At 59.9% G+C, this 19907-nt stretch carries 21 protein-coding genes and 2 tRNA genes; 9 read left to right on the forward strand and 14 right to left on the reverse strand.

The window, feature by feature from the left end; genetic code table 11:
- Positions 1 to 28: 28 nt before the first annotated feature.
- The gene (gene nhaR, locus ACK2SD_RS10380) at positions 29 to 922 is read right to left on the reverse strand and encodes a transcriptional activator NhaR (RefSeq protein ID WP_412462295.1); all 894 of its coding nucleotides are present in this window, start codon (positions 920 to 922) and stop codon (positions 29 to 31) included.
- Positions 923 to 1053: 131 nt separating this feature from the next.
- Between nhaR and ACK2SD_RS10385 the strand changes: the two genes are divergently transcribed.
- A complete protein-coding gene (locus ACK2SD_RS10385) occupies positions 1054 to 1293 on the forward strand; it encodes a hypothetical protein (protein WP_317872487.1) in 240 nt (79 codons plus the stop codon).
- 15 nt (positions 1294 to 1308) lie between these two features.
- Positions 1309 to 2061 carry a TerC family protein gene (locus ACK2SD_RS10390; protein WP_029612310.1) on the forward strand — a complete coding sequence of 251 codons (753 nt, stop codon included), beginning with the start codon at positions 1309 to 1311 and terminating at the stop codon, positions 2059 to 2061.
- Positions 2062 to 2103: 42 nt separating this feature from the next.
- On the opposite strand, the gene ACK2SD_RS10395 is transcribed toward ACK2SD_RS10390, so the two are convergent.
- Positions 2104 to 2283 (reverse strand): hypothetical protein, encoded by a 180-nt coding sequence (locus ACK2SD_RS10395; RefSeq protein WP_342651210.1) that lies wholly within the window; start codon positions 2281 to 2283, stop codon positions 2104 to 2106.
- A 160-nt stretch (positions 2284 to 2443) separates the two neighbouring features.
- Between ACK2SD_RS10395 and ACK2SD_RS10400 the strand changes: the two genes are divergently transcribed.
- A complete protein-coding gene (locus tag ACK2SD_RS10400; protein ID WP_412462061.1) occupies positions 2444 to 3187 on the forward strand; it encodes a peptidase C39 family protein in 744 nt (247 codons plus the stop codon).
- A gap of 67 nt (positions 3188 to 3254) precedes the next feature.
- On the opposite strand, the gene ACK2SD_RS10405 is transcribed toward ACK2SD_RS10400, so the two are convergent.
- Positions 3255 to 4538, reverse strand: a complete 1284-nt coding sequence (locus tag ACK2SD_RS10405) for an NAD(P)/FAD-dependent oxidoreductase (protein ID WP_029612308.1) — start codon at positions 4536 to 4538, stop codon at positions 3255 to 3257.
- Positions 4539 to 4738: 200 nt separating this feature from the next.
- On the opposite strand from ACK2SD_RS10405, the gene ACK2SD_RS10410 reads away from it, so the two are divergent.
- The 4 genes from ACK2SD_RS10410 (at position 4739) to ACK2SD_RS10425 (ending at position 6425) form a co-directional block, all read left to right on the forward strand.
- Positions 4739 to 4815: transfer RNA gene (locus tag ACK2SD_RS10410), tRNA-Val, on the forward strand.
- Positions 4816 to 4951: 136 nt separating this feature from the next.
- Positions 4952 to 5028: transfer RNA gene (locus ACK2SD_RS10415), tRNA-Val, on the forward strand.
- A gap of 161 nt (positions 5029 to 5189) precedes the next feature.
- Positions 5190 to 5759 (forward strand): SPOR domain-containing protein, encoded by a 570-nt coding sequence (locus ACK2SD_RS10420; RefSeq protein ID WP_412462062.1) that lies wholly within the window; start codon positions 5190 to 5192, stop codon positions 5757 to 5759.
- 240 nt (positions 5760 to 5999) lie between these two features.
- On the forward strand, positions 6000 to 6425 hold the full coding sequence (locus ACK2SD_RS10425) for a GTP pyrophosphokinase (RefSeq protein WP_039578456.1): 426 nt from the start codon (positions 6000 to 6002) through the stop codon (positions 6423 to 6425).
- A 38-nt stretch (positions 6426 to 6463) separates the two neighbouring features.
- Here ACK2SD_RS10425 and ACK2SD_RS10430 read toward each other — a convergent pair whose 3' ends face one another.
- The 8 genes from ACK2SD_RS10430 to cspD form a co-directional block, all read right to left on the reverse strand.
- On the reverse strand, positions 6464 to 6898 hold the full coding sequence (locus ACK2SD_RS10430) for a GNAT family N-acetyltransferase (RefSeq protein WP_412462063.1): 435 nt from the start codon (positions 6896 to 6898) through the stop codon (positions 6464 to 6466).
- A complete protein-coding gene (locus tag ACK2SD_RS10435; RefSeq protein WP_317872490.1) occupies positions 6891 to 8057 on the reverse strand; it encodes a cupin domain-containing protein in 1167 nt (388 codons plus the stop codon). Before ACK2SD_RS10435 ends, ACK2SD_RS10430 begins: the two co-directional genes overlap by 8 nt.
- A gap of 81 nt (positions 8058 to 8138) precedes the next feature.
- The gene (gene purB / locus ACK2SD_RS10440) at positions 8139 to 9509 is read right to left on the reverse strand and encodes an adenylosuccinate lyase (protein ID WP_304482540.1); all 1371 of its coding nucleotides are present in this window, start codon (positions 9507 to 9509) and stop codon (positions 8139 to 8141) included.
- A 195-nt stretch (positions 9510 to 9704) separates the two neighbouring features.
- Positions 9705 to 10331: a high frequency lysogenization protein HflD gene (hflD, locus tag ACK2SD_RS10445; protein ID WP_412462064.1), complete on the reverse strand. Its 627-nt coding sequence runs from the start codon at positions 10329 to 10331 to the stop codon at positions 9705 to 9707.
- Entirely contained in the window at positions 10328 to 11452 is a 1125-nt protein-coding gene (mnmA, locus tag ACK2SD_RS10450) for a tRNA 2-thiouridine(34) synthase MnmA (protein WP_412462065.1), read from the reverse strand. The genes hflD and mnmA overlap by 4 nt, the downstream gene beginning before the upstream one ends.
- Before the next feature lie 58 nt (positions 11453 to 11510).
- Positions 11511 to 11951: an NUDIX hydrolase gene (locus tag ACK2SD_RS10455; RefSeq protein ID WP_412462066.1), complete on the reverse strand. Its 441-nt coding sequence runs from the start codon at positions 11949 to 11951 to the stop codon at positions 11511 to 11513.
- Between the two features lie 95 nt (positions 11952 to 12046).
- Positions 12047 to 14272 carry an NADP-dependent isocitrate dehydrogenase gene (locus ACK2SD_RS10460; protein ID WP_412462067.1) on the reverse strand — a complete coding sequence of 742 codons (2226 nt, stop codon included), beginning with the start codon at positions 14270 to 14272 and terminating at the stop codon, positions 12047 to 12049.
- Positions 14273 to 14715: 443 nt separating this feature from the next.
- Complete coding sequence (gene cspD, locus ACK2SD_RS10465) at positions 14716 to 14973, reverse strand: cold shock domain-containing protein CspD (RefSeq protein ID WP_029614441.1); 258 nt, start codon at positions 14971 to 14973, stop codon at positions 14716 to 14718.
- A gap of 229 nt (positions 14974 to 15202) precedes the next feature.
- On the opposite strand from cspD, the gene clpS reads away from it, so the two are divergent.
- Complete coding sequence (gene clpS / locus ACK2SD_RS10470; protein WP_029614442.1) at positions 15203 to 15565, forward strand: ATP-dependent Clp protease adapter ClpS; 363 nt, start codon at positions 15203 to 15205, stop codon at positions 15563 to 15565.
- A 30-nt stretch (positions 15566 to 15595) separates the two neighbouring features.
- The gene (gene clpA, locus ACK2SD_RS10475; protein ID WP_039578436.1) at positions 15596 to 17866 is read left to right on the forward strand and encodes an ATP-dependent Clp protease ATP-binding subunit ClpA; all 2271 of its coding nucleotides are present in this window, start codon (positions 15596 to 15598) and stop codon (positions 17864 to 17866) included.
- A gap of 89 nt (positions 17867 to 17955) precedes the next feature.
- Here the strand turns inward: clpA and infA are convergent, their stop codons facing one another.
- From infA to aat, 3 genes are all read right to left on the reverse strand, one after another.
- Positions 17956 to 18174, reverse strand: coding sequence for a translation initiation factor IF-1 (gene infA, locus ACK2SD_RS10480; RefSeq protein ID WP_029614443.1), 219 nt, complete (start codon positions 18172 to 18174; stop codon positions 17956 to 17958).
- A 103-nt stretch (positions 18175 to 18277) separates the two neighbouring features.
- Positions 18278 to 18985: an arginyltransferase gene (locus ACK2SD_RS10485; RefSeq protein WP_317872497.1), complete on the reverse strand. Its 708-nt coding sequence runs from the start codon at positions 18983 to 18985 to the stop codon at positions 18278 to 18280.
- Positions 18986 to 19040: 55 nt separating this feature from the next.
- The gene (gene aat, locus ACK2SD_RS10490) at positions 19041 to 19721 is read right to left on the reverse strand and encodes a leucyl/phenylalanyl-tRNA--protein transferase (RefSeq protein ID WP_412462296.1); all 681 of its coding nucleotides are present in this window, start codon (positions 19719 to 19721) and stop codon (positions 19041 to 19043) included.
- Positions 19722 to 19907 lie beyond the last annotated feature (186 nt).

A 19907-nucleotide genomic window follows, 5' to 3' on the forward strand; every position in this document is an offset into this window, starting at 1 on the left:
GACTGACGGAACGCGTTGCTTGATCCGCTCAGCCGTTGAACAGGTCCCGCCGCGCGCCCTCGGTAATGGCGACGATGCCTGGATGCTTGACCTTGCGCTCTACCGAGATCGCGTAGAACGATTCCTGCACGGCGTCAGTCTGGCCGATCAGTTGCACGGCGTACTGACGACAGACCTCGTCGGCAATCACGCTGGGCGCGACGAAGATGCCGCTGCCAGACTGGCCGAAGGCTTGCATCAAGGCGCTGTCGTCGAACTCTCCGACGATACGCGGTTGTACTTGCTGTTCGGCGAGCCAGCGCAACAAGCGGCTGCGCACGACCGTCTCCTGGCCCGGAATGAGCAACGGCGAATCGTGAAGGCAGTCTGGAAACGATTGTGTCAGGCGTGCGGCGAGCGCGTGCGTGGCAAAGAAGCTCAGGCCGCACTCTCCGAGTTTCTGGCTGTAGCCCTTGATATCCAGATGACTTGGCATGGGGCTGTCAGAGATCACCAGGTCCAAGCGCTGGATGGCAAGGTCGGCCAGCAGCCGCTCGAGTTTGTCTTCGCGGCAATTGATGCGCAGTGTTTCATCTGCTGCCATGGTCGGTGCCAAGAGCCGATAGACGATCGACTTGGGTACCACGTCCGCCACGCCGACACGAAACAGGATCTGCTCCTCGGGGCCGGCGCGCAGTAAGGTTTCCAGTTCGCTGCCAATCTGGAACATCTGCTCGGCGTAGGCCAGCGTCTGGCGGCCGGTTTCAGTCAGTTCCAATTGACGACCGACACGCTGGAACAACTGCAGATCATAGGTTTGCTCAAACAGACTGATCTGACCGCTGATGGTTTGCGGGGTCAGATTCAATTGCTCGCTGGCACGGGTAATGCTGCCAGTCCTGGCCACGACCCAGAAGTAGTGGAGCTGTCGATAATTAAGCATGGGATGTCTGAGCTTTCGTAAAAACCGAAGTATACCCGGTAAAAATACGAATTTTCCTGAAGTGTTGCCCTGCATAGAATGCCTGCCTATAGGCGCGGCTGCGTCGCGGGACATCGACAAGTGAGGACACCATGCTACAACTGAAATCCATTGGTACGCCTTTGGTACTGGCCTTGGTGCTGCTGACTACGGCAGGCTGCGATCAGGCCGAACAGTCTGCGCAACGCGTGCTCGATCAGGCCGCGGAGTCGGCCAGACAGGCGATCGACAAAACGCACGAAACGGCTCAGCAAGCGCTGAACGACACCTTGGGTGGAAAACCGCCCAAGCCGGAAAACCATCAAGACAAGCACGATACCCAAGACATCTGAGCGAAGAGGCACTAAATGGAATACTTGTTGGAACTTGCCGCGAGCCCGACGGCTTGGGTGGCCTTGGCTACGCTGGTGGCAATGGAAATCGTGCTCGGCATCGATAACCTGATTTTCATTTCCATCCTCACCAATAAGCTGCCTGAGGCCTATCGCTCAAAAGCGCGGCGCATCGGTATCAGCATGGCGTTGATCATGCGCTTGGCGCTGTTGTCGACGGTGGCTTGGATCGTCCAGCTTACCGAGCCGGTTATCGAAGTGTTGGGTCACGCATTCTCCTGGAAAGACATGATCCTGATCGCAGGTGGCTTGTTCCTGCTATGGAAGGCGACTAAAGAGATTCATGAAAGCGTAGACCCACGCGGTGCGAAAGAAACCTCGAAGGGTGGCAATACCGTGACACTCGGCTTCGCTGCCGCAATCGGTCAGATCCTGTTGCTCGACATCGTCTTTTCGGTCGATAGCATCATTACAGCCGTGGGCATGACCGAGCACCTGCCGATTATGATCATCGCCGTAATCAGCGCGGTGATCGTGATGTTGGTCGCTGCTGATCCTCTGGCCAAGTTCATCAACGACAACCCCACGGTCGTGATGCTGGCCCTGGGTTTCCTGATCATGATCGGTATGACCCTGATTGCCGAAGGTTTCGGTGCCCACGTACCCAAGGGCTACGTGTACGCGGCGATGGCGTTCTCGACCGCCATCGAGGTGCTTAATATCATGGTGAGACGCGCGCGCATTCGGCGTGAGCAGATGGACGCCTGAGTAGGAAACAGGGGGCTGGCGACAGCCCCTTTTCCTGTCAGGTCAATGTGCCCCCGCATGCCGCCGTGCGCGGCCAGGCGATTGTGGCTTGGGCGAATCGGTGGTTGGGTTGTGGTATGGACGGGCATGGCGACGTGCGATGCGCAGTACCCCCCAAAGCATGGCCGCTGCCACGCTTAGCCACATTGCGATCAACGTGATAATTGCCATTGTCAGGCTCATGGACGTGCCTCCTTCTCTCGGGCGAGCTTTCGGCTCGACCCTCCAGACACTTCTTTAGTGTAGCGCTGCGCCCATGACGTTCCATTGACCTTAGGTCTAGCCGTCAGGGGGATTAGGCTTCACGCCCGCCGCGGGCTGTACCCGAACCCCCCAGGCGCCTATGATCAGCCCCCAGTGCCTGGCACTGTCAGCCAGGCGTCGATACAAGCGAGTGTTCATGTCGCACGATTTTCTCAAGTCCTTGAGCGGTGGTCGGTATAGGTGGCTGGTGGCCTTGCTGTTGACCGCGAATCTCACCGGTTGTGCTTCGACTGCGCCGGCCGCGCTCGACCGACTGCCCCAGCGCGTAGAGATCAGCAGCGTGCCGTTCTATCGCGGTAACGCCAATTACAGCAGCGCCATGGCCTTGGCCGCCTTGCTGTCACAACAAGGCGCGCCCATCACCCCGGGTCTGCTGGACAATGCGCTGGGCATGCCAGAGCGTGCGGCGTCATTGGAAGCCGCGATTGCGCGAGTAGCGCGCGAATATGGAAGGGTGGTGTATCCGCTGGACAAGCGTCTGGATGCCTTGTTGACTCAGGTGGCTGCGGGCAATCCCGTGCTGCTGCGCTACCACGATGGATCCGCGCTGTTTGGGGAGCCGCGCTATGCCGTGCTGATCGGTTACGACCGTTACAAGCAACGTGTGCTGTTGCGTTCAGGCATGAGCCGGCGCCATCTGCTGGATTTCGATACTTTCGAGGGTGCCTGGGTCAAGGAGGGCGCTTGGGCCGTGTTGGTTCAATCGCCCAGCCGGTTGCCTGCTGGAGTTGACCGCCAGCGTTGGGTGAAGGCTGCCGATGAGCTGGCCCGAGAAGGCCAGGAGATTGCCGCTAAACAGGCGCTGCGTAGTCTGGGACAGTAGCGCTGGGTGATGTTCATGCCTGGAGGAAGGGCCGAGCTCCGGCCCTTACTTTCTAGAATCGCGCCGCTCAGAACCCCAGGCGGTCGCGCAGGCTGTAATACCAGGCACCCAGGGCACTGAATGGGACGCGCAGTAGTTGGCCGCCAGGGAACGGATAGTGCGGCAGATCGGCAAAGGCGTCGAAGCGTTCTGCCTGGCCGCGAAGCGCCTCGGCCAGCACCTTGCCGGCCAGATGGGTGTAGGTTACGCCGTGACCTGAACAACCTTGGGAGTAGTAGATGTTGTCGCCAATACGGCCCACCTGCGGCAGGCGCGACAGCGTCAGCAGGAAGTTGCCGGTCCAGGCGTAATCGATCTTTACGTCCTTGAGCTGTGGGAACGCCTTGAGCATTTTTGGACGGATAATCGCTTCGATGTTTGCAGGATCCCGCGCGCCATACACCACGCCACCGCCGAAGATCAGCCGCTTGTCGCCGGTCAGGCGGTAGTAGTCGAGCAGGTAGTTGCAGTCTTCGACGCAGTAATCCTGCGGCAGCAAGGTGCGGGCCAGTTCTTCGCTCAAGGGCTCGGTGGTGATTACCTGGGTGCCGCAGGGCATGGACTTGGCTGCCAGCTCCGGTACCAAATTACCCAGGTACGCATTGCCTGCGACGATAATGAACTTGGCGCGTACCTTGCCTTGTGGCGTGTGTACCTGGGGATTGCTGCCGCGCTCGATGCGTACTGCCGGGCTCTGTTCATAGATGACGCCGCCCAGTGATTCGACTGCAGCCGCCTCGCCCAAGGCCAAGTTCAGCGGATGGATGTGGCCGCCGCTCATGTCCAGCATGCCGCCGACATAGTTGTCGCAGGCTACCACTTCGCGGATGCGTCGTTGATCCATCAACTCCAGTTGATTGTGACCGAAGCGCTCCCACAAGCGTTTCTGCGATTCGAGATGGCCCATCTGTTTGCTGGTCAGCGCGGCAAATACACCGCCATCTTTCAGGTCGCACTGGATGTTGTACTTGGCGACTCGCTCACGGATGATGCGACCCCCCTCGAAAGCCATCTGGCCAAGCAACTGCGCCTGCTGTGGGCCAACGGTGCGCTCAATGACATCGATGTCGCGGCTGTAGCTGTTGACGATCTGGCCACCGTTGCGACCCGACGCGCCGAAACCGACTTTAGCGGCTTCGAGCACCGTGACCTTGAAGCCGCTTTCCAGTAGGAACAGGGCGCTGGAGAGACCGGTGTAGCCGGCGCCGATGATGCACACATCGGTTTCCACCTCACCCTGCAGCGCCGGACGTGGCGGCACCGGGTTGGCCGAGGCGGCGTAGTAAGACTGTGGGTAGGGGGTGTGAGCCATGATGGAAACCTCGTGTTTTATATTTTTAACGCATGGAGCGATGCTATCAATAATAATAAACACCCGCTAGTCACCTGTTGAAAATCCTTCACACCCTGGAATGCCATCTGCGCGGGGCAAATATTTTAATAATCAGTAGGTTAGCGCGAAAAAAACAGTTGACAGCAATTTTATGATGCGTAGAATGCGCCCTCATCGACAGGCACATAGCTCAGTTGGTTAGAGCACCACCTTGACATGGTGGGGGTCGTTGGTTCGAGTCCAATTGTGCCTACCAAATCGACGAAAGGGGCGATCCGCAAGGGTCGCCCCTTTTGCATGTTGCTGATTTTCGAAGTCGCAAAGTTTTTGATTTTTTTGAAGAAAACGCTTTACAGGTGCGTAGGCGAGCTCTAATATGCGCACCACACGACAGGCACATAGCTCAGTTGGTTAGAGCACCACCTTGACATGGTGGGGGTCGTTGGTTCGAGTCCAATTGTGCCTACCAAATCGACGAAAAGGGCGATCCGAAAGGATCGCCCTTTTCGTTTTACGTGTTTTCCCGCGTCTTCCTCCCAGGATCAAGGTTGTGGGGTGCGACAGCGCGAGCGTCGGTCTCTCACTGCCAGCATGATAGAATCCTGCCCCTTCGACTCAGGAGATAGATGCGTGCGCAAGCTGACGGTGGTGATGGCGATAATAGCCCTGGCGGGCTGCGAGAACGAAGTCGAGGGTGTGCACAAGCAGGTCGCAGAGCATCTGCACAACCCCAAGAGCGCCAAGTTCGCCAACGTGCGGATCGACACTCAAGGCTCGATCTGTGGTCAGGTGCGCGGCAAGGACGACGCGGGTCAGTATGAGCCCTATCGCAGTTACGTCGCGATCAAGCATGACGGTCAATACGAGATACTGGTGGATAATAGCGGCAACAATCTGCGCATTCGCGAGGTCTGCGGCGGTGCCGACTTGCAGCGCCGCGCGGATGCATTAGCGGGCGAGCCAGCGCCGGAAGGCTGGGACGTTGAGGTTGTGCAAGGACCTAACATGGGAGCGCTCACCGACATGACCGCACGACTTTTGGAAAAGGGTATTCCCTCGCGCGTCGACTATCGAGAGGGCAAGCCGGTGGTGCTGATGGGGCCGTTCCCCTCCAGGGATGAGGCCGATGCGCGCAAGGCCGATGTCATGGCTCGGCTTGGTACGGACTCGATCGTAATTCAGCATGGTGCTCAGCGCTGATTCGTCCGCCGGCCTGTGGTTGCTGGCTGGCGGGTAATCTGGGTTGGGCAATCTTTCCTTTGTGCAAAACTAAACGCGCCCGTTGCCGGTCCAACGTGACAATGAACCGGCACCGCAGCGCTGGCGCGGCCAGGGTATTGATGTCCAAGGACATTTGCCGGCTATGCTGAGCAGGCACGGCGCCAGGCTAAGCGCGTTGGCGTCATGCGGTTCGGCTATGTGAGCGTTGAAGGAGGGGGCATGTCTAGCCTGGAGCGAGCAATTTTACTGGCGACCCGAGCTCATGCTGGGCAGTTGGACAAGGGTGGTGCGGACTATATCCTGCATCCGCTCAGGGTCATGGCGCGGGTGTCGACCCCTGAGCAGCGAATTGTCGCCGTGCTTCACGATGTGCTCGAAGATACCTCGGTGACTTTGTCCGATTTGGCACGTGAAGGCTTTCCTCTCAAGATACTTGCCGCGCTTCTCGCGCTGAGCCGGCGCGAGAATGAGCGCTATGAGGACTTCGTGGTGCGGCTGGGAAGCGACCCATTGGCCCGTGAGGTCAAGCTGGCAGACCTTGCAGACAACAGTGACCTTTCTCGCCTGGTTTGTCCGGGGCCGGTCGATATGGCGCGTCTTAGTCGCTACCGCGAGGCCAGTGCCTATTTGCAGGCGCTGGCCTGATTGAGCGCCAGCCTGGCCAGTATCGGCCAGGCTGGCGCTCAAGCGATTTCGCTTGAGTCGCGCACCATATCCACATGCGGAATGCCCGCCTCTAGAAACTCCTCGCTGACCACTTTGAAGCCCAGGCGCTCATAGAACGCGGTCGCATGGACTTGCGCACTGAGCATCTGTTGCTTCAGGTTGCGTTTTTGCGCTTCATTGATCACCGCCTTCATGAGGGCGTCGCCGACCTTCAGTCCTCGCCAATCCTTGAGTACCGATACCCTGCCGATGGTGCCGTCTGGCAGCAGGCGCGCAGTGCCTATCGAGTAGTCGCCCTCCATGGCCAGAAAATGCACGGCACCTGGGTCTTCGGCGTCAAACTCCAACTCAGGCGGCACGTGTTGTTCGGCCACGAACACCGCGTTGCGGATGCGTTGGATGTCGGCATTGTCCTTATGCCAGTCGGCGAGACGAACGCGGATTTTATTCATCGGCAAATCCCAAGCTTCCTTGTTGAATCAGCTGGCATACCAGCGTGATGCCTTCTTCCTCTTCCAGCCACTCTGCAAGGTTTTCACTGTGCAGGGCATCGGCGGAACAAATCAGTTGCAAGAGTGCGCGCAGGTGGCCTGAGAGCAGGCGGCTCTGGCCGCTGGCAAACAGCAGCAGATTGTCATCGACTTCCGACCACGCCAGGCGAGCGCTAGGGTTGCGAATCAGTATGGCGCCACGTTCAAGACTGTCGAGCAGATCCTGTTCGGTGAGCGTTTCGCCTGCGACTTGCTCGGGATAGCGGGGTTCAGTCATGAACTGGCCGAACCACGTCAGCAGCAGGCGCTCGTCGCCCATGTGCTCGGCCAGCAGGGCTTTCAGGCGATCCAGCGCGTCGTGCTGAATCTGATGGGGATCGCTGACAGGCTGAGCGTCGGCGTCGCTGTAGCGTTCCTCGTCAGGCAGGAACTGGCTGAGGAAGTCGGTGAAATGGGTGAGCACCTCGGCGGCACTGGGCGCACGGAAGCCGACCGAGTAGGTCAGGCAGTCGTCGACAGCTACACCGTAGTGGGCCAGGCGTGGCGGCAGATAGAGCATGTCGCCCGGCGCCAGCGTCCACTCGTCGCTCTGCTCGAAGTCCGCCAGGATGCGCAGGTCGGCGTGTTCGATCAGTGCGCTGTCGCTGTCGCACATCTGGCCGATCTTCCAGTTGCGTTTGCCGTGACCTTGCAGCAGGAACACGTCGTAATTGTCAAAGTGTGGGCCGACGCTGCCGCCGGGAGCGGCAAAGCTGATCATCACGTCGTCGATGCGCCAGCTTGGCAGGAAGCGGAAATGCTCCAGCAGCTCGGCGACTTCTGGGACGAACTGGTCCACTGCCTGGACCAGCAGCGTCCAGTCACGCTCGGGCAGGGTAGCGAAGGTATCTTCCTCGAACGGCCCGCGACGCATTTCCCAGGGGCGCTCGCCGTGCTCCAGCACCAGGCGCGATTCCACTTCCTCTTCCAGTGCCAGGCCGGCCAATTCGTCGGGATCGATAGGGCTTTCGAAGTCGGTGAATGCCTGGCGTACCAGCAGGGGCTTTTTCTGCCAGTAGTCGCGCAGGAATTCACGGGCTGTGAGGCCGCCAAGCAGCTGCAGTGGAGTATCAGGATTCATGCTCAACCTATTGAAAATAAGAAATTTTAATCCGGGAATAAAAACGCCCGGCTAGGCCGGGCGTGGTCCGCAGGGCGCCGTTCAGATGCGTTTGGCCTGCGCAGCTGCGTTGCCGATGTAGCTGGCTGGCGTCAGCAGTTTGAGCTCGGCCTTGGCCTCGGCAGGCATATCCAGACCTTCGATGAAAGTCTGCAGCGCTTCTGGCGTGATGCCTTTGCCGCGGGTCAGTTCCTTGAGCTTCTCGTACGGGTTTTCGATATTGAAGCGGCGCATCACGGTCTGGATCGGCTCGGCCAGCACTTCCCAGCAGGCGTCGAGGTCTGCGGCGATGCGGGCGGTGTTGATTTCCAGCTTGCCGATGCCCTTGAGGCTGGCTTCATAGGCGATGACGCTGTGGGCGAAGCCGACGCCCAGATTGCGCAGCACGGTGGAGTCGGTCAGGTCACGCTGCCAGCGGGAGATTGGCAGCTTGCTGGCCAGGTGCTGGAACAGCGCGTTGGCGATGCCCAGGTTGCCTTCGGAGTTTTCGAAGTCGATCGGGTTGACCTTGTGCGGCATGGTCGAGGAGCCGATCTCGCCGGCGACGGTCTTCTGCTTGAAGTAGCCCAGCGAGATGTAACCCCAGACGTCGCGGTCGAAGTCGATGAGGATGGTGTTGAAGCGGGCGATCGCGTCGAACAGTTCGGCAATGTAGTCGTGCGGTTCGATCTGCGTCGTGTAGGGATTGAACTGCAGGCCCAATTCGTCTTCGATGAAGGCGCGAGCGTTCTGCTCCCAGTCGATCTGAGAGTAGGCCGACAGGTGAGCGTTATAGTTGCCCACAGCGCCGTTGATCTTGCCCAGCAGCGGAACGGCGGCTACCTGGGCAATCTGGCGCTCCAGGCGATAGACCACGTTGGCCAGTTCCTTGCCCAGCGTGGTTGGCGAGGCGGGTTGGCCGTGGGTGCGCGAGAGCATGGGCACGTCGGCATGCTGATGGGCGAGGGCGCGGATGGCCTCAGCGATCTGGCGCATCAGCGGCAGCAGCACGTCGTCGCGACCGGCACGCAGCATCAGCGCGTGAGACAGGTTGTTGATGTCTTCACTGGTGCAGGCGAAGTGGATGAACTCGCTGACCTTTGCCAGTTCCGGCAATTGGGCTGCCTGCTCCTTGAGCAAGTACTCGATGGCCTTGACGTCGTGATTGGTGGTGCGCTCGATTTCCTTGACGCGCTCGGCATGCTCGAGCTTGAAATCGCTGGCCAGGCTGTCCAGCACGGCGTTGGCTTCAGCAGAAAACGCTGGCACTTCGCCAATTTGCGGGTGGGCGGCCAGACGCTGCAGCCAGCGCACTTCGACCAGGGCGCGGAAACGGATCAGGCCGAATTCGCTGAAGATAGGGCGCAGGGCCTGGGTTTTGCCGGCATAACGGCCGTCTACAGGGGAAACCGCAGTGAGCGAAGAAAGCTGCATGGGGTGCTCTCGGACAGTCGGGCTTTTGGAGGGCGCATATCATACATGAAAATCGCGCCGGGGTCGGGTGGCTGACCAAAGGTGTGGTCATGAAAAGCGTGTCTCGGTCCAACGCAGACAGCTCTAGTCGAAGATGCAGCGGCAGATGCTGCGTTGCCTACGAGGCCAGACCTGTGTGCACAGCGGGTGTAAGCCTCAAGAAGGCGACCGCATCATGTCGTACAGCTCGTTGAGTAGCTTGCGGCGGCTAAAGACCAGTTGCCATCGGTGTCCACCCAGCTGCCGCCATAGGCGTGCGGCGCGGATGCCGGCCAACAGCAACGCACGAATTTTCGAGGCGTTGCTGGCCTGTTGCAGGAAACGCATGTCGCCGTGCACTTGGATGCGCTGACGCAGGGTACTCAGCGTGTCTTGGTACAGCGCGCCGCTGGAGGCGATGACGTTCTCGTGGACGAGTCCGAAGTGGTCTGCTTGCGCCTGGATCTGCGGTAGTCGATTGCCGATGGTCTCCAGCAAGTCATCACGCTTGCCCAGCTGACGCTCCAGGCCCAGCATCGATAGCGCATAGCGCAGTGGTTCGCGTTGCAGGCTGCTGGGGTCGCGTTCAAGGGCGCCGACCAGAGCACGATAGCCCTCACGTAAGTTGAGGTCGTCGCCGCCGAACACTTCCAGGGTGTTTTTGGGGTCGCGCACCAGCAGGCTGCCCAGCAGACAGCCGATATCCGCTTCACTGGACTGCCCGGTTCGGGCGATTCGGTCGACCATGACGGCTGCCTGGAACACGCCACCAAGGGCGATCAACTGCTCCTGCAGGTTGCTCATTCGCGCGGGCTCCAAGGCTCGGCAGTTTCGATCACGCCGCCGCCCAGGCAGATCTCGCCGTCGTAGAACACCACCGACTGTCCAGGCGTCACAGCGCGTTGCGGCTCATCGAATACGGCGCGGTAGCCCTCGGCGGTGCGCTCCAGGGTGCAGGCCTGGTCGCCTTGGCGATAACGGACCTTGGCGCTGAGGCGCCGCGGGCGGGTCAAATCCACCGGGTTGACCCAGTAGATTTCCGAAGCCAGCAGGGCTCGGGAGAACAGCCAGGGGTGCTCGTTGCCCTGGCCAACCGTCAGTACGTTGCGCGAGAGGTCTTTGTCGAGCACATACCACGGCTCGTCGCCTGCGTCTTTCAGGCCACCGATACCCAGCCCCTGACGCTGACCGATGGTGTGGTACATCAAGCCGTGGTGCTGGCCGATGACTTCACCGTCGGTGGTTTGAATCTCACCAGGCTGTGCCGGCAAGTACTGCTTGAGGAAGTCACTGAAGCGGCGCTCGCCGATGAAGCAGATGCCCGTAGAGTCCTTCTTCTTCGCGGTGGCCAGGCCGTGTTTCTCGGCAATGGCACGTACCTCGGGCTTCTCCAGTTCGCCGACGGGAAACAGCGTGCGGGCAATCTCCTTGCCGCCGACGGCGTGCAGGAAATAGCTCTGGTCCTTGTTCGGATCCAGTCCCTTGAGCAGTTCGGTGAGGGCGCCGGTGTCACGCCGACGCACGTAATGCCCCGTAGCAATCAAGTCAGCGCCCAGGGACAGTGCATAGTCGAGGAACGCCTTGAACTTGATTTCGCGGTTGCACAGGATGTCAGGATTGGGTGTGCGACCGGCCTTGTATTCTTCCAGGAAGTGCTCGAACACGTTATCCCAGTACTCGGCGGCGAAATTGGCCGTGTGCAGCGTAATGCCGATGCGGTCACAGACCGCCTGGGCGTCTGCCAGGTCCTCGCGTGCAGTGCAATATTCGGTGCCGTCGTCCTCTTCCCAGTTCTTCATGAACAGACCTTCCACCTGATAGCCCTGCTCCATGAGCAGGAGGGCGGAGACGGATGAGTCGACGCCGCCGGACATGCCGACGATGACGCGGGTCCTGGAGGGGTCTTTGGGTGCTGGACTGGTCATGGCTACCGATGTGTATCAAGGGGAAAAACGCCGATTCTATCAGGCCAGGGCCTGCGCGTCAGTCGCGCAGCAGTGCGAGGCTGTGCAGCGGGCCTGCCAGGTAGTCGTCCAGGCAGCGTGGCACCAGCTCGCTGCGCCAGCGCTCGGAATCGGCTAGCAACTGGGCGCGGGTCAGCCACAGGGCGCGCGTGATATCGCTGTCCAATGGGCGTTCGCGGTGATGATGCACGGGGCGGGCCGCGAAGCAGATGCGTTGATAGGTCACACCGTTGCTGGGGGCGGTATACAGATAAATGCCGACGACGCCAGTCAGCTCGACTTCCCAGGCCGTTTCTTCGAGGGTTTCGCGCAACGCGGCTTGGGCGAGCGTCTCATTGGCTTCGAGATGGCCGGCGGGCTGGTTGAGCACATGCTTGCCAGCCTTGAGCTCTTCGACGAAGAGGAATGTGCCTTCCTGTTCGACGATGGTGGCGACGGTGATATGAGGTTGCCAGGCCATGTTCCGGGCTCCTGTTGGGGGCTTGAAATCATTTGTCCAGAAAGCACAAACCCCGGTTTTAAGCCCGGGGTTTGTGGTGTTGCCTCAGCCGTTTATTACAGCGCAGCGATGGCGTTGTTCAAGGTTTGGCTTGGGCGCATGACCTTGGCGGTCAGTTCGGCATCCGGCGCATAGTAGCCGCCGATGTCGACTGGCTTGCCCTGGACGGCGTTGAGCTCAGCGACGATGGTCGCCTCGTTCTCTGCCAGTGTCTTGGCCAGCGGTGCGAAGCGCGCTTGCAGTGCGGCGTCGTCGGTTTGAGCTGCCAGCGCCTCGGCCCAGTAAAGGGTCAGGTAGAAGTGGCTGCCACGGTTATCGATGCCGCCCACCTTGCGCGAAGGGGACTTGTTGGTGTCCAGGAACTTGCCGGTGGCCTGGTCAAGGGTGTTGGCCAGAACCTTGGCGCGCGGATTGTCGTAGGCGTTGCCCAGGTGCTCGAGTGAGGCTGCCAAGGCAAGGAATTCACCCAGCGAGTCCCAGCGCAGGAAGTTCTCTTCGACCAATTGCTGTACGTGCTTGGGTGCCGAGCCGCCGGCGCCGGTCTCGAACAGGCCGCCGCCGCTCATCAGCGGGACGATCGACAGCATCTTGGCGCTGGTGCCCAGTTCCATGATCGGGAACAGGTCGGTCAGGTAGTCGCGCAGCACGTTACCGGTGACCGAAATGGTGTCCTTGCCTTCGCGAATGCGTGCGAGGGAGAACTTGATGGCGTCGACCGGTGCCAGGATACGGATATCCAGGCCGCTGGTGTCGTGATCCTTCAGGTACTTCTGCACCTTCTCGATCATCACGCCATCGTGAGCGCGTGCCGGGTCCAGCCAGAACACGGCCGGGGTGTTGCTCAGGCGGGCGCGGTTGACGGCCAGCTTGACCCAGTCCTGGATCGGAGCGTCTTTGGTCTGGCACATGCGGAAGATGTCGCCGGCCTCGACGTTCTGCTCCAGCAGAACTTTGCCTTTTCCGTCAACCACACGCACGACGCCGTCGGCTTGGGCTTGGAAGGTCTTGTCGTGGGAGCCGTACTCTTCGGCCTTCTGCGCCATCAGGCCGACGTTTGGCACGCTGCCCATGGTGGTCGGATCGAAGGCGCCGTGCTGCTTGCAATCCTCGATGGTGGCCTGATAGATGCCAGCGTAGCAGCGGTCAGGAATGACAGCTTTGGCATCCTGCAACTCGCCGGCGGTATTCCACATCTTGCCCGAGTCACGAATCATCGCGGGCATCGAAGCGTCGACGATGACGTCGCTCGGTACGTGCAGGTTGGTGATGCCCTTGTCGGAGTTGACCATGGCCAGGGCCGGGCGAACGGCATACAGGGCCTGGATGTCGGCCTCGATCTCGGCTTGCTTCTCGGCAGGCAGGTCTTTGATGCGGGCATACAGGTCGCCGATGCCGTTATTGGCGTTGAAGCCTACTTGGGCCAGGGCGTCGGCATGCTTGCTCAGCACATCGTTATAGAACTCTTCGACGATCACGCCAAACATGATCGGGTCGGAGACCTTCATCATGGTGGCCTTGAGGTGAACCGACAACAGCACGCCAGAGGCCTTGGCGTCGGCGATCTGCTCGGCGATGAAGGTCTTGAGCGCCTTGCGGCTCAGGGTAGCGCAGTCGATGACTTCGGCGGCTTTGACAGCGGTTTTTTCCTTGAGGACGGTGATCTTGCCGTCCTTGCCGACCAGTTCGATGCGCACGTTGTCATCGGCTTCGATCTGCGCCGCTTTCTCGCTGCCATAAAAGTCGCCCTGGCTCATGTGAGCGACGTGCGACTTGGAGTCGGCCGCCCAGGCGCCCATCTTGTGCGGATGCTTGCGCGCATAGTTCTTCACCGACAGCGGGGCGCGGCGGTCGGAGTTGCCTTCACGCAGCACCGGATTCACAGCGCTGCCCTTGATGCGGTCGTAGCGCGCGCGCGACTCTTTCTCTTCGGCAGTGGTCGGCTCATCGGCGTAGTCAGGAATGTTGAAGCCTTTGGCCTGGAGCTCTTTGATCGCCGCCTTGAGCTGCGGAACCGATGCGGAGATGTTCGGCAGCTTGATGATGTTGGCTTCAGGGGTGGTGGCCAGCTGACCCAGTTCCGCCAGATGATCGCCTACCTGCTTCTCTGCGCCCAGTTGCTCGGGGAACGACGCGAGGATACGGCCAGCCAGGGAAATATCGCGGGTTTCGACGGCGATGTCAGCCGAAGCGGTGAAGGCTTCGATGATCGGCAGCAGCGAGTAGGTGGCGAGGGCGGGGGCTTCGTCGGTGAAGGTATAGATGATCTTGGAACGGGTGGGCATGCGGGTTAACTCTCTGTGTGCTGAGCGTACTCGAGTCTCGAGGTGCGCAGGGTAGGCGCTTCGCCCTGGCGGTGCCTTGAGCGGATGGTCGAGAGGCTGCGAGCGGTGATGGTGGATGCATCAGTCGAGCGTCAAGTGCTGGGTGCGGTAACAGCCCAGGCTTACTGGCCTTACCTGGCCGAGGGCGAGCCGCCTATTCCAGGGGTTCGCCCCGATGACCCTGTGGTCAGGGACGGAGTATATCAAACCCTTCGGTCGATTCAGCAAGGCGAAGCGCTATCGACGCCTTTATAAGACCAAAGATGTACGGGCAATGTGACGAGATGCCGCAGGTGGCGATTCATCGTCGTGATACACAAGGTTATTTTGTGTAACAAAAAAAGCCGGTCATGCCTCTTTTTTAGCGCAGGCAGCCGGCCTTCTTCGAGGTGCGGTGAACGCGGTCAGGCCCTGGCAGTCTCGCTCTGCCGGTTGGCATCGGTGACGGTGGTATCGGCTTTGGCGCCAGCGATGTTGACAGCATGGAGGCCTTTGGGGCCTTGCACGACGTCGAATGTCACTGCCTGGCCAGCCTTCAATGTCCGGTAGCCATCCATCTGAATCGCGGAGTAGTGGGCGAACAGGTCGTCCGTCTTGCCGTCTTCATTGATGAATCCATAGCCCTTGGCATTGTTGAACCACTTGACTTTACCGCTTGCCATCCCTATGTCCCTCTGCAAAGGACTCCATCACTGGAGTATCATCCACGTCATCCGCATACGAACCATGCGAAAAAATCTGGTTGACTGCGCGGATCTTTATACACCACGGTGGGCTCTTATTGGTTGTAACACCGTTTTGCCGATAGTCAAGGTCATGCGGCAGCCGCGCCGGCGGTGACTGTGCGGTCGACCCACAACCCTAACCTGTCGATATGATGAAATTCTTTCCATGCATGCACTCAGGCAGATTCGACTAACATTCAATCAGGATCGCCCGAAGTCCGATGAGGACGATGGGGCAGGTCTGGCGGTCCAAGAAGCCAAGCCAATCCTTCAGGCTCCACCGATGTACAAGGTGGTTTTGTTCAACGATGACTACACACCGATGGATTTCGTCGTCGAAGTGCTCGAAACGTTCTTCAGTCTGAACCGCGAGCTGGCGACGAAGATCATGCTGACTGTCCACACCGAGGGGCGTGCAGTGTGCGGATTGTTTACCCGCGACATTGCCGAAACCAAGGCCATGCAGGTCAATCAATACGCAAGAGAAAGCCAGCATCCGCTACTCTGTGAAATCGAGAAGGACGGTTAATCGCCGACCACTTGGGTATGAGGTGAAGCTATGTTAAACCGCGAGCTCGAAGTCACCCTCAATCTTGCCTTCAAGGAGGCACGTTCGAAGCGTCATGAATTCATGACCGTCGAACACCTGCTGTTGGCGCTCCTTGACAACGAGGCGGCTGCGACCGTTCTGCGCGCCTGTGGCGCCAATCTCGACAAGCTCAAGCATGATCTGCAGGAGTTCATCGATTCCACTACCCCTCTGATCCCGGTGCATGACGAAGACCGCGAGACACAGCCAACGTTGGGTTTCCAACGCGTGCTGCAGCGCGCTGTTTTCCATGTGCAAAGCTCCGGCAAGCGTGAAGTGACCGGCGCCAACGTGTTGGTCGCGATCTTCAGTGAGCAGGAGAGCCAGGCGGTGTTCCTGCTCAAGCAGCAGAGCGTGGCCCGGATCGATGTGGTCAACTACATCGCGCACGGCATCTCCAAGGTGCCGGGCCATGGTCCGAATACTGAAGGCGATCAGGACATGCAGGACGAGGATGGCGCAGAAGCGTCCTCGTCGAGCAATCCGCTGGATGCCTATGCCAGCAATCTCAACGAGCTGGCCCGCGCCGGTCGCATCGACCCCCTGGTCGGGCGCGAGCAGGAAGTCGAGCGGGTTGCGCAGATCCTCGCGCGTCGGCGCAAGAACAATCCGCTGCTGGTGGGTGAAGCCGGTGTCGGCAAGACGGCCATCGCAGAAGGGTTGGCCAAGCGTATCGTCGATGGCCAGGTGCCTGACCTGCTGGCGCAAAGCGTAGTGTATTCGCTGGATCTCGGCGCGCTGTTGGCTGGCACCAAGTACCGGGGCGACTTCGAGAAGCGTTTCAAGGCATTGCTCGGTGAGCTGCGCAAGCGCCCTCAAGCCATCCTGTTCATTGATGAAATCCATACCATCATCGGTGCTGGTGCGGCATCCGGTGGGGTGATGGATGCCTCCAACCTGCTCAAGCCGCTGCTGTCTTCGGGTGATATCCGCTGCATTGGCTCCACGACTTTCCAAGAGTTCCGTGGCATTTTCGAGAAAGATCGAGCGCTGGCGCGGCGCTTCCAGAAAGTCGACGTCAGCGAGCCCTCCGTGGAGGACACCGTTGGCATTCTGCGTGGGTTGAAAGGGCGCTTCGAGAGTCATCATCACATCGAATACAGCGATGAAGCGCTTCGCGCGGCTGCCGAGTTGGCTGCGCGCTACATCAATGACCGGCACATGCCGGACAAGGCTATTGATGTGATCGACGAAGCCGGCGCCTACCAGCGCCTGCAGCCGGAGGCCAATCGGGTCAAGCGTATCGACGTGCCGCAGGTGGAGGACATCGTGGCCAAGATCGCGCGTATCCCGCCAAAGCATGTCACCAGCTCCGACAAGGAACTGCTGCGCAATCTTGAGCGTGATCTGAAACTCACCGTGTTCGGTCAGGATGCGGCAATCGATTCACTGTCGACTGCGATCAAGCTGTCGCGAGCAGGCCTGAAGGCACCCGACAAGCCCGTAGGCTCCTTCCTGTTCGCAGGCCCTACGGGGGTCGGCAAGACCGAAGCTGCTCGGCAGTTGGCCAAGGCACTGGGTGTCGAGTTGGTGCGCTTCGACATGTCGGAGTACATGGAGCGGCACACCGTATCGCGCTTGATCGGCGCGCCTCCTGGTTACGTTGGATTCGACCAGGGTGGGCTGCTGACCGAAGCCATCACCAAACAGCCACACTGCGTGTTGCTGCTCGATGAAATCGAGAAAGCTCATCCGGAGGTCTTCAACCTGCTGCTGCAGGTCATGGACCATGGCACCCTGACCGACAACAATGGGCGCAAGGCGGACTTCCGTAACGTCATTCTGATCATGACGACAAATGCCGGGGCGGAAACTGCGTCGCGGGCTTCGATTGGCTTCACTCATCAAGATCACGCGTCGGACGCGATGGAGGTCATTCGCAAGAGCTTCACGCCGGAGTTCCGCAACCGTCTGGATACCATCATTCAGTTCGGTCGCTTGAGCCACGAAACGATCAAGAGCATCGTCGACAAGTTCCTTATCGAGCTTCAAGCTCAACTGGAAGACAAGCGCGTGCTGCTCGAGGTCAGTGACGAGGCGCGTGGTTGGCTGGCAAGCAAGGGGTATGACGTGCAGATGGGGGCTCGACCTATGGCGCGGCTCATTCAGGACAAGATCAAGCGGCCTCTGGCTGAAGAGATCCTGTTCGGTGAGTTGTCCGAGCATGGCGGCGTGGTGCATGTGGAACTGCGCGATGGCGAGCTGGTGTTCGACTTCGAGACCGCGGCCGAAGTGGCTTGAGCAACGGGGCCGCTGTGCGGCCCTGGCGCTTTGGTAGGCTGCACAAAAAAAGCCCGGCGCATTGGCCGGGCTTTTTTTGTGGCTGAAGCTTAGCGCGCGCGGTAGGTGATGCGGCCCTTGCTCAGGTCATAAGGCGTCAGTTCGACGCGGACCTTGTCGCCAGTGAGGATGCGGATGTAGTTCTTGCGCATTTTTCCGGAAATGTGCGCAGTGACAACGTGGCCGTTTTCCAGCTCCACGCGAAACATGGTGTTTGGAAGGGTGTCGACGACACTGCCTTCCATTTCGAAGCTGTCTTCTTTCGACATGCAGTAAAACCCTCGGTGTCCAGAGATGGCCCGACGCGCAACTGCACCGGGCAAAAAAAGTGGCGTGGATTATGCCTGAAAAATGTATTTCAAGCCAATGCTTTCAGTTCAGACTGACCCAGCGCTGGTTGATCAGCAGCTCGATGGGGCGGTATTGGGTCTTGTAGTTCATCTTCTGACAATTCTTGATCCAGTAGCCAAGATAGACCGCCTCCAGATCCTGGCGTAGCGTCTCAGCGATCTGCCAGAGGATGGCAAAGCGGCCCAAGCTACGGCGCTCTTCATCTGGATCGTAGAAGGTATACACCGCCGATAGGCCATTGGGCAGCAGGTCACATACCGCCACTGCAAGCAGACGACCATGCAGGCGAAATTCGTAGAACCAACTGAAGGGCAGGTCGCGTACCAGAAACGTGGAGAACTGGTCGCGACTGGGCGGGTACATGTCGCCGTCAGCGTGACGCGTTTCTATGTAGCGGCGATACAGATCGAAATATTCTTCTTTGAAAGCCGGTCGCGCGGGGCTGACCACAAGGTCCTCATTGCGCTTGAGAATGCGTCGCTGCTGACGGTTGGGCACGAAGCGTGCTGCGGGGATGCGTGCCGGTACGCAGGCAGAGCAGCTCTGGCAGTGAGGTCGGTAGAGGTGATCGCCGCTGCGGCGAAAGCCCATTTCCGACAGGTCGGCATACACATGTACGTCCATCGGCTGGCTGGGGTCCAGGAACAGGGTCGTCGCCTGCTCATCGGGCAGGTAGCTGCAGGAGTGGGGTTGAGTGGCATAGAACTTCAACCGCGCCAGCTCTGTCATGATCGCCCCCTGGGCAAGACGTTGCTCTAAGTGTATGCCAGCTCTGGGCGGTCGCCTAGCGCGTCCAGGCTGCGTCGCAGGCGTGGTCGAGATGGCATGACAGATAGTCGGCGAACGCCCTCCGGCTGATAGCGCGCGCGCCGAGGCTATGCAGGTGATCGGTGGGCATCTGGCAGTCGATCAACACAAAGCCAGCTTCGCGCAGACGTTCAACCAGCGTCACGAAACCGACCTTGGAGGCATTGTCGGCGCGGCTGAACATGGATTCGCCGAAGAATAGACGGCCCATGGCCAGGCCGTATAGGCCGCCAACCAGTTCGCCGGCCTGGCGTACCTCGACCGAATGAGCGATACCGCGGTGGTGCAACTCGCGGTATGCCGCCTGCATGCTGTCGGTGATCCAGGTGCCGTCGGCGTAATCGCGGGGTGCGGCGCAGGCGGCGATTACACTGGCGAAATCGGTGTCGAAGCTGACTTGGTAGCGGCCCTGACGCATCAGCTTGGCCAGCGACCGGGATACGTGAAGTTCGTCCGGTAACAGCACGGTGCGAGGATCGGGCGACCACCAAAGAATCGGCTGTCCGTCCTGATACCAAGGGAAGCAGCCGTGGCGGTAGGCCTGAATCAGGCGTTCGGGTGTGAGATCGCCTCCCGCGGCGAGTAAGCCGTTGGGCTCGTTGAGGGCTTTATTGAGGGGGGGGAAGTTCAGCGAGTCGCGGGTCAGCCAGGTGAGCATGGTGATTCGGCGGTAGGGGAGGGGAGTGACGAGCATGGCGGCAGGCGTCGTCGAGGTCAATGTCTGGGCTGTTGCAGCATGCTGGGCTGCAGGAGTGGCGCGGCTCGTCGAGCTGTTTCACCGCTAGCCGATGGGCATCTGGCACCATCGCCGACATTTGCTGTCATACCTGTGCAAAAATACAGC

Origin of the sequence: Pseudomonas sp. SC11 (assembly GCF_047039205.1) — a bacterium.
GTDB classification, from domain to species: domain Bacteria; phylum Pseudomonadota; class Gammaproteobacteria; order Pseudomonadales; family Pseudomonadaceae; genus Aquipseudomonas; species Aquipseudomonas boreofloridensis.

Bases quoted from the DNA above. Each gene is read 5' to 3' on its own strand.
- nhaR (WP_412462295.1), bottom strand. From the start codon at position 922: ATGCTTAATTATCGACAGCTCCACTACTTCTGGGTCGTGGCCAGGACT.
- ACK2SD_RS10385 (WP_317872487.1), top strand. From the start codon at position 1,054: ATGCTACAACTGAAATCCATTGGTACGCCTTTGGTACTGGCCTTGGTG.
- ACK2SD_RS10390 (WP_029612310.1), top strand. From the start codon at position 1,309: ATGGAATACTTGTTGGAACTTGCCGCGAGCCCGACGGCTTGGGTGGCC.
- ACK2SD_RS10395 (WP_342651210.1), bottom strand. From the start codon at position 2,283: ATGAGCCTGACAATGGCAATTATCACGTTGATCGCAATGTGGCTAAGC.
- ACK2SD_RS10400 (WP_412462061.1), top strand. From the start codon at position 2,444: ATGATCAGCCCCCAGTGCCTGGCACTGTCAGCCAGGCGTCGATACAAG.
- ACK2SD_RS10405 (WP_029612308.1), bottom strand. From the start codon at position 4,538: ATGGCTCACACCCCCTACCCACAGTCTTACTACGCCGCCTCGGCCAAC.
- ACK2SD_RS10425 (WP_039578456.1), top strand. From the start codon at position 6,000: ATGTCTAGCCTGGAGCGAGCAATTTTACTGGCGACCCGAGCTCATGCT.
- ACK2SD_RS10430 (WP_412462063.1), bottom strand. From the start codon at position 6,898: ATGAATAAAATCCGCGTTCGTCTCGCCGACTGGCATAAGGACAATGCC.
- ACK2SD_RS10435 (WP_317872490.1), bottom strand. From the start codon at position 8,057: ATGAATCCTGATACTCCACTGCAGCTGCTTGGCGGCCTCACAGCCCGT.
- purB (WP_304482540.1), bottom strand. From the start codon at position 9,509: ATGCAGCTTTCTTCGCTCACTGCGGTTTCCCCTGTAGACGGCCGTTAT.
- hflD (WP_412462064.1), bottom strand. From the start codon at position 10,331: ATGAGCAACCTGCAGGAGCAGTTGATCGCCCTTGGTGGCGTGTTCCAG.
- mnmA (WP_412462065.1), bottom strand. From the start codon at position 11,452: ATGACCAGTCCAGCACCCAAAGACCCCTCCAGGACCCGCGTCATCGTC.
- ACK2SD_RS10455 (WP_412462066.1), bottom strand. From the start codon at position 11,951: ATGGCCTGGCAACCTCATATCACCGTCGCCACCATCGTCGAACAGGAA.
- ACK2SD_RS10460 (WP_412462067.1), bottom strand. From the start codon at position 14,272: ATGCCCACCCGTTCCAAGATCATCTATACCTTCACCGACGAAGCCCCC.
- cspD (WP_029614441.1), bottom strand. From the start codon at position 14,973: ATGGCAAGCGGTAAAGTCAAGTGGTTCAACAATGCCAAGGGCTATGGA.
- clpS (WP_029614442.1), top strand. From the start codon at position 15,203: ATGCATGCACTCAGGCAGATTCGACTAACATTCAATCAGGATCGCCCG.
- clpA (WP_039578436.1), top strand. From the start codon at position 15,596: ATGTTAAACCGCGAGCTCGAAGTCACCCTCAATCTTGCCTTCAAGGAG.
- infA (WP_029614443.1), bottom strand. From the start codon at position 18,174: ATGTCGAAAGAAGACAGCTTCGAAATGGAAGGCAGTGTCGTCGACACC.
- ACK2SD_RS10485 (WP_317872497.1), bottom strand. From the start codon at position 18,985: ATGACAGAGCTGGCGCGGTTGAAGTTCTATGCCACTCAACCCCACTCC.
- aat (WP_412462296.1), bottom strand. From the start codon at position 19,721: ATGCTCACCTGGCTGACCCGCGACTCGCTGAACTTCCCCCCCCTCAAT.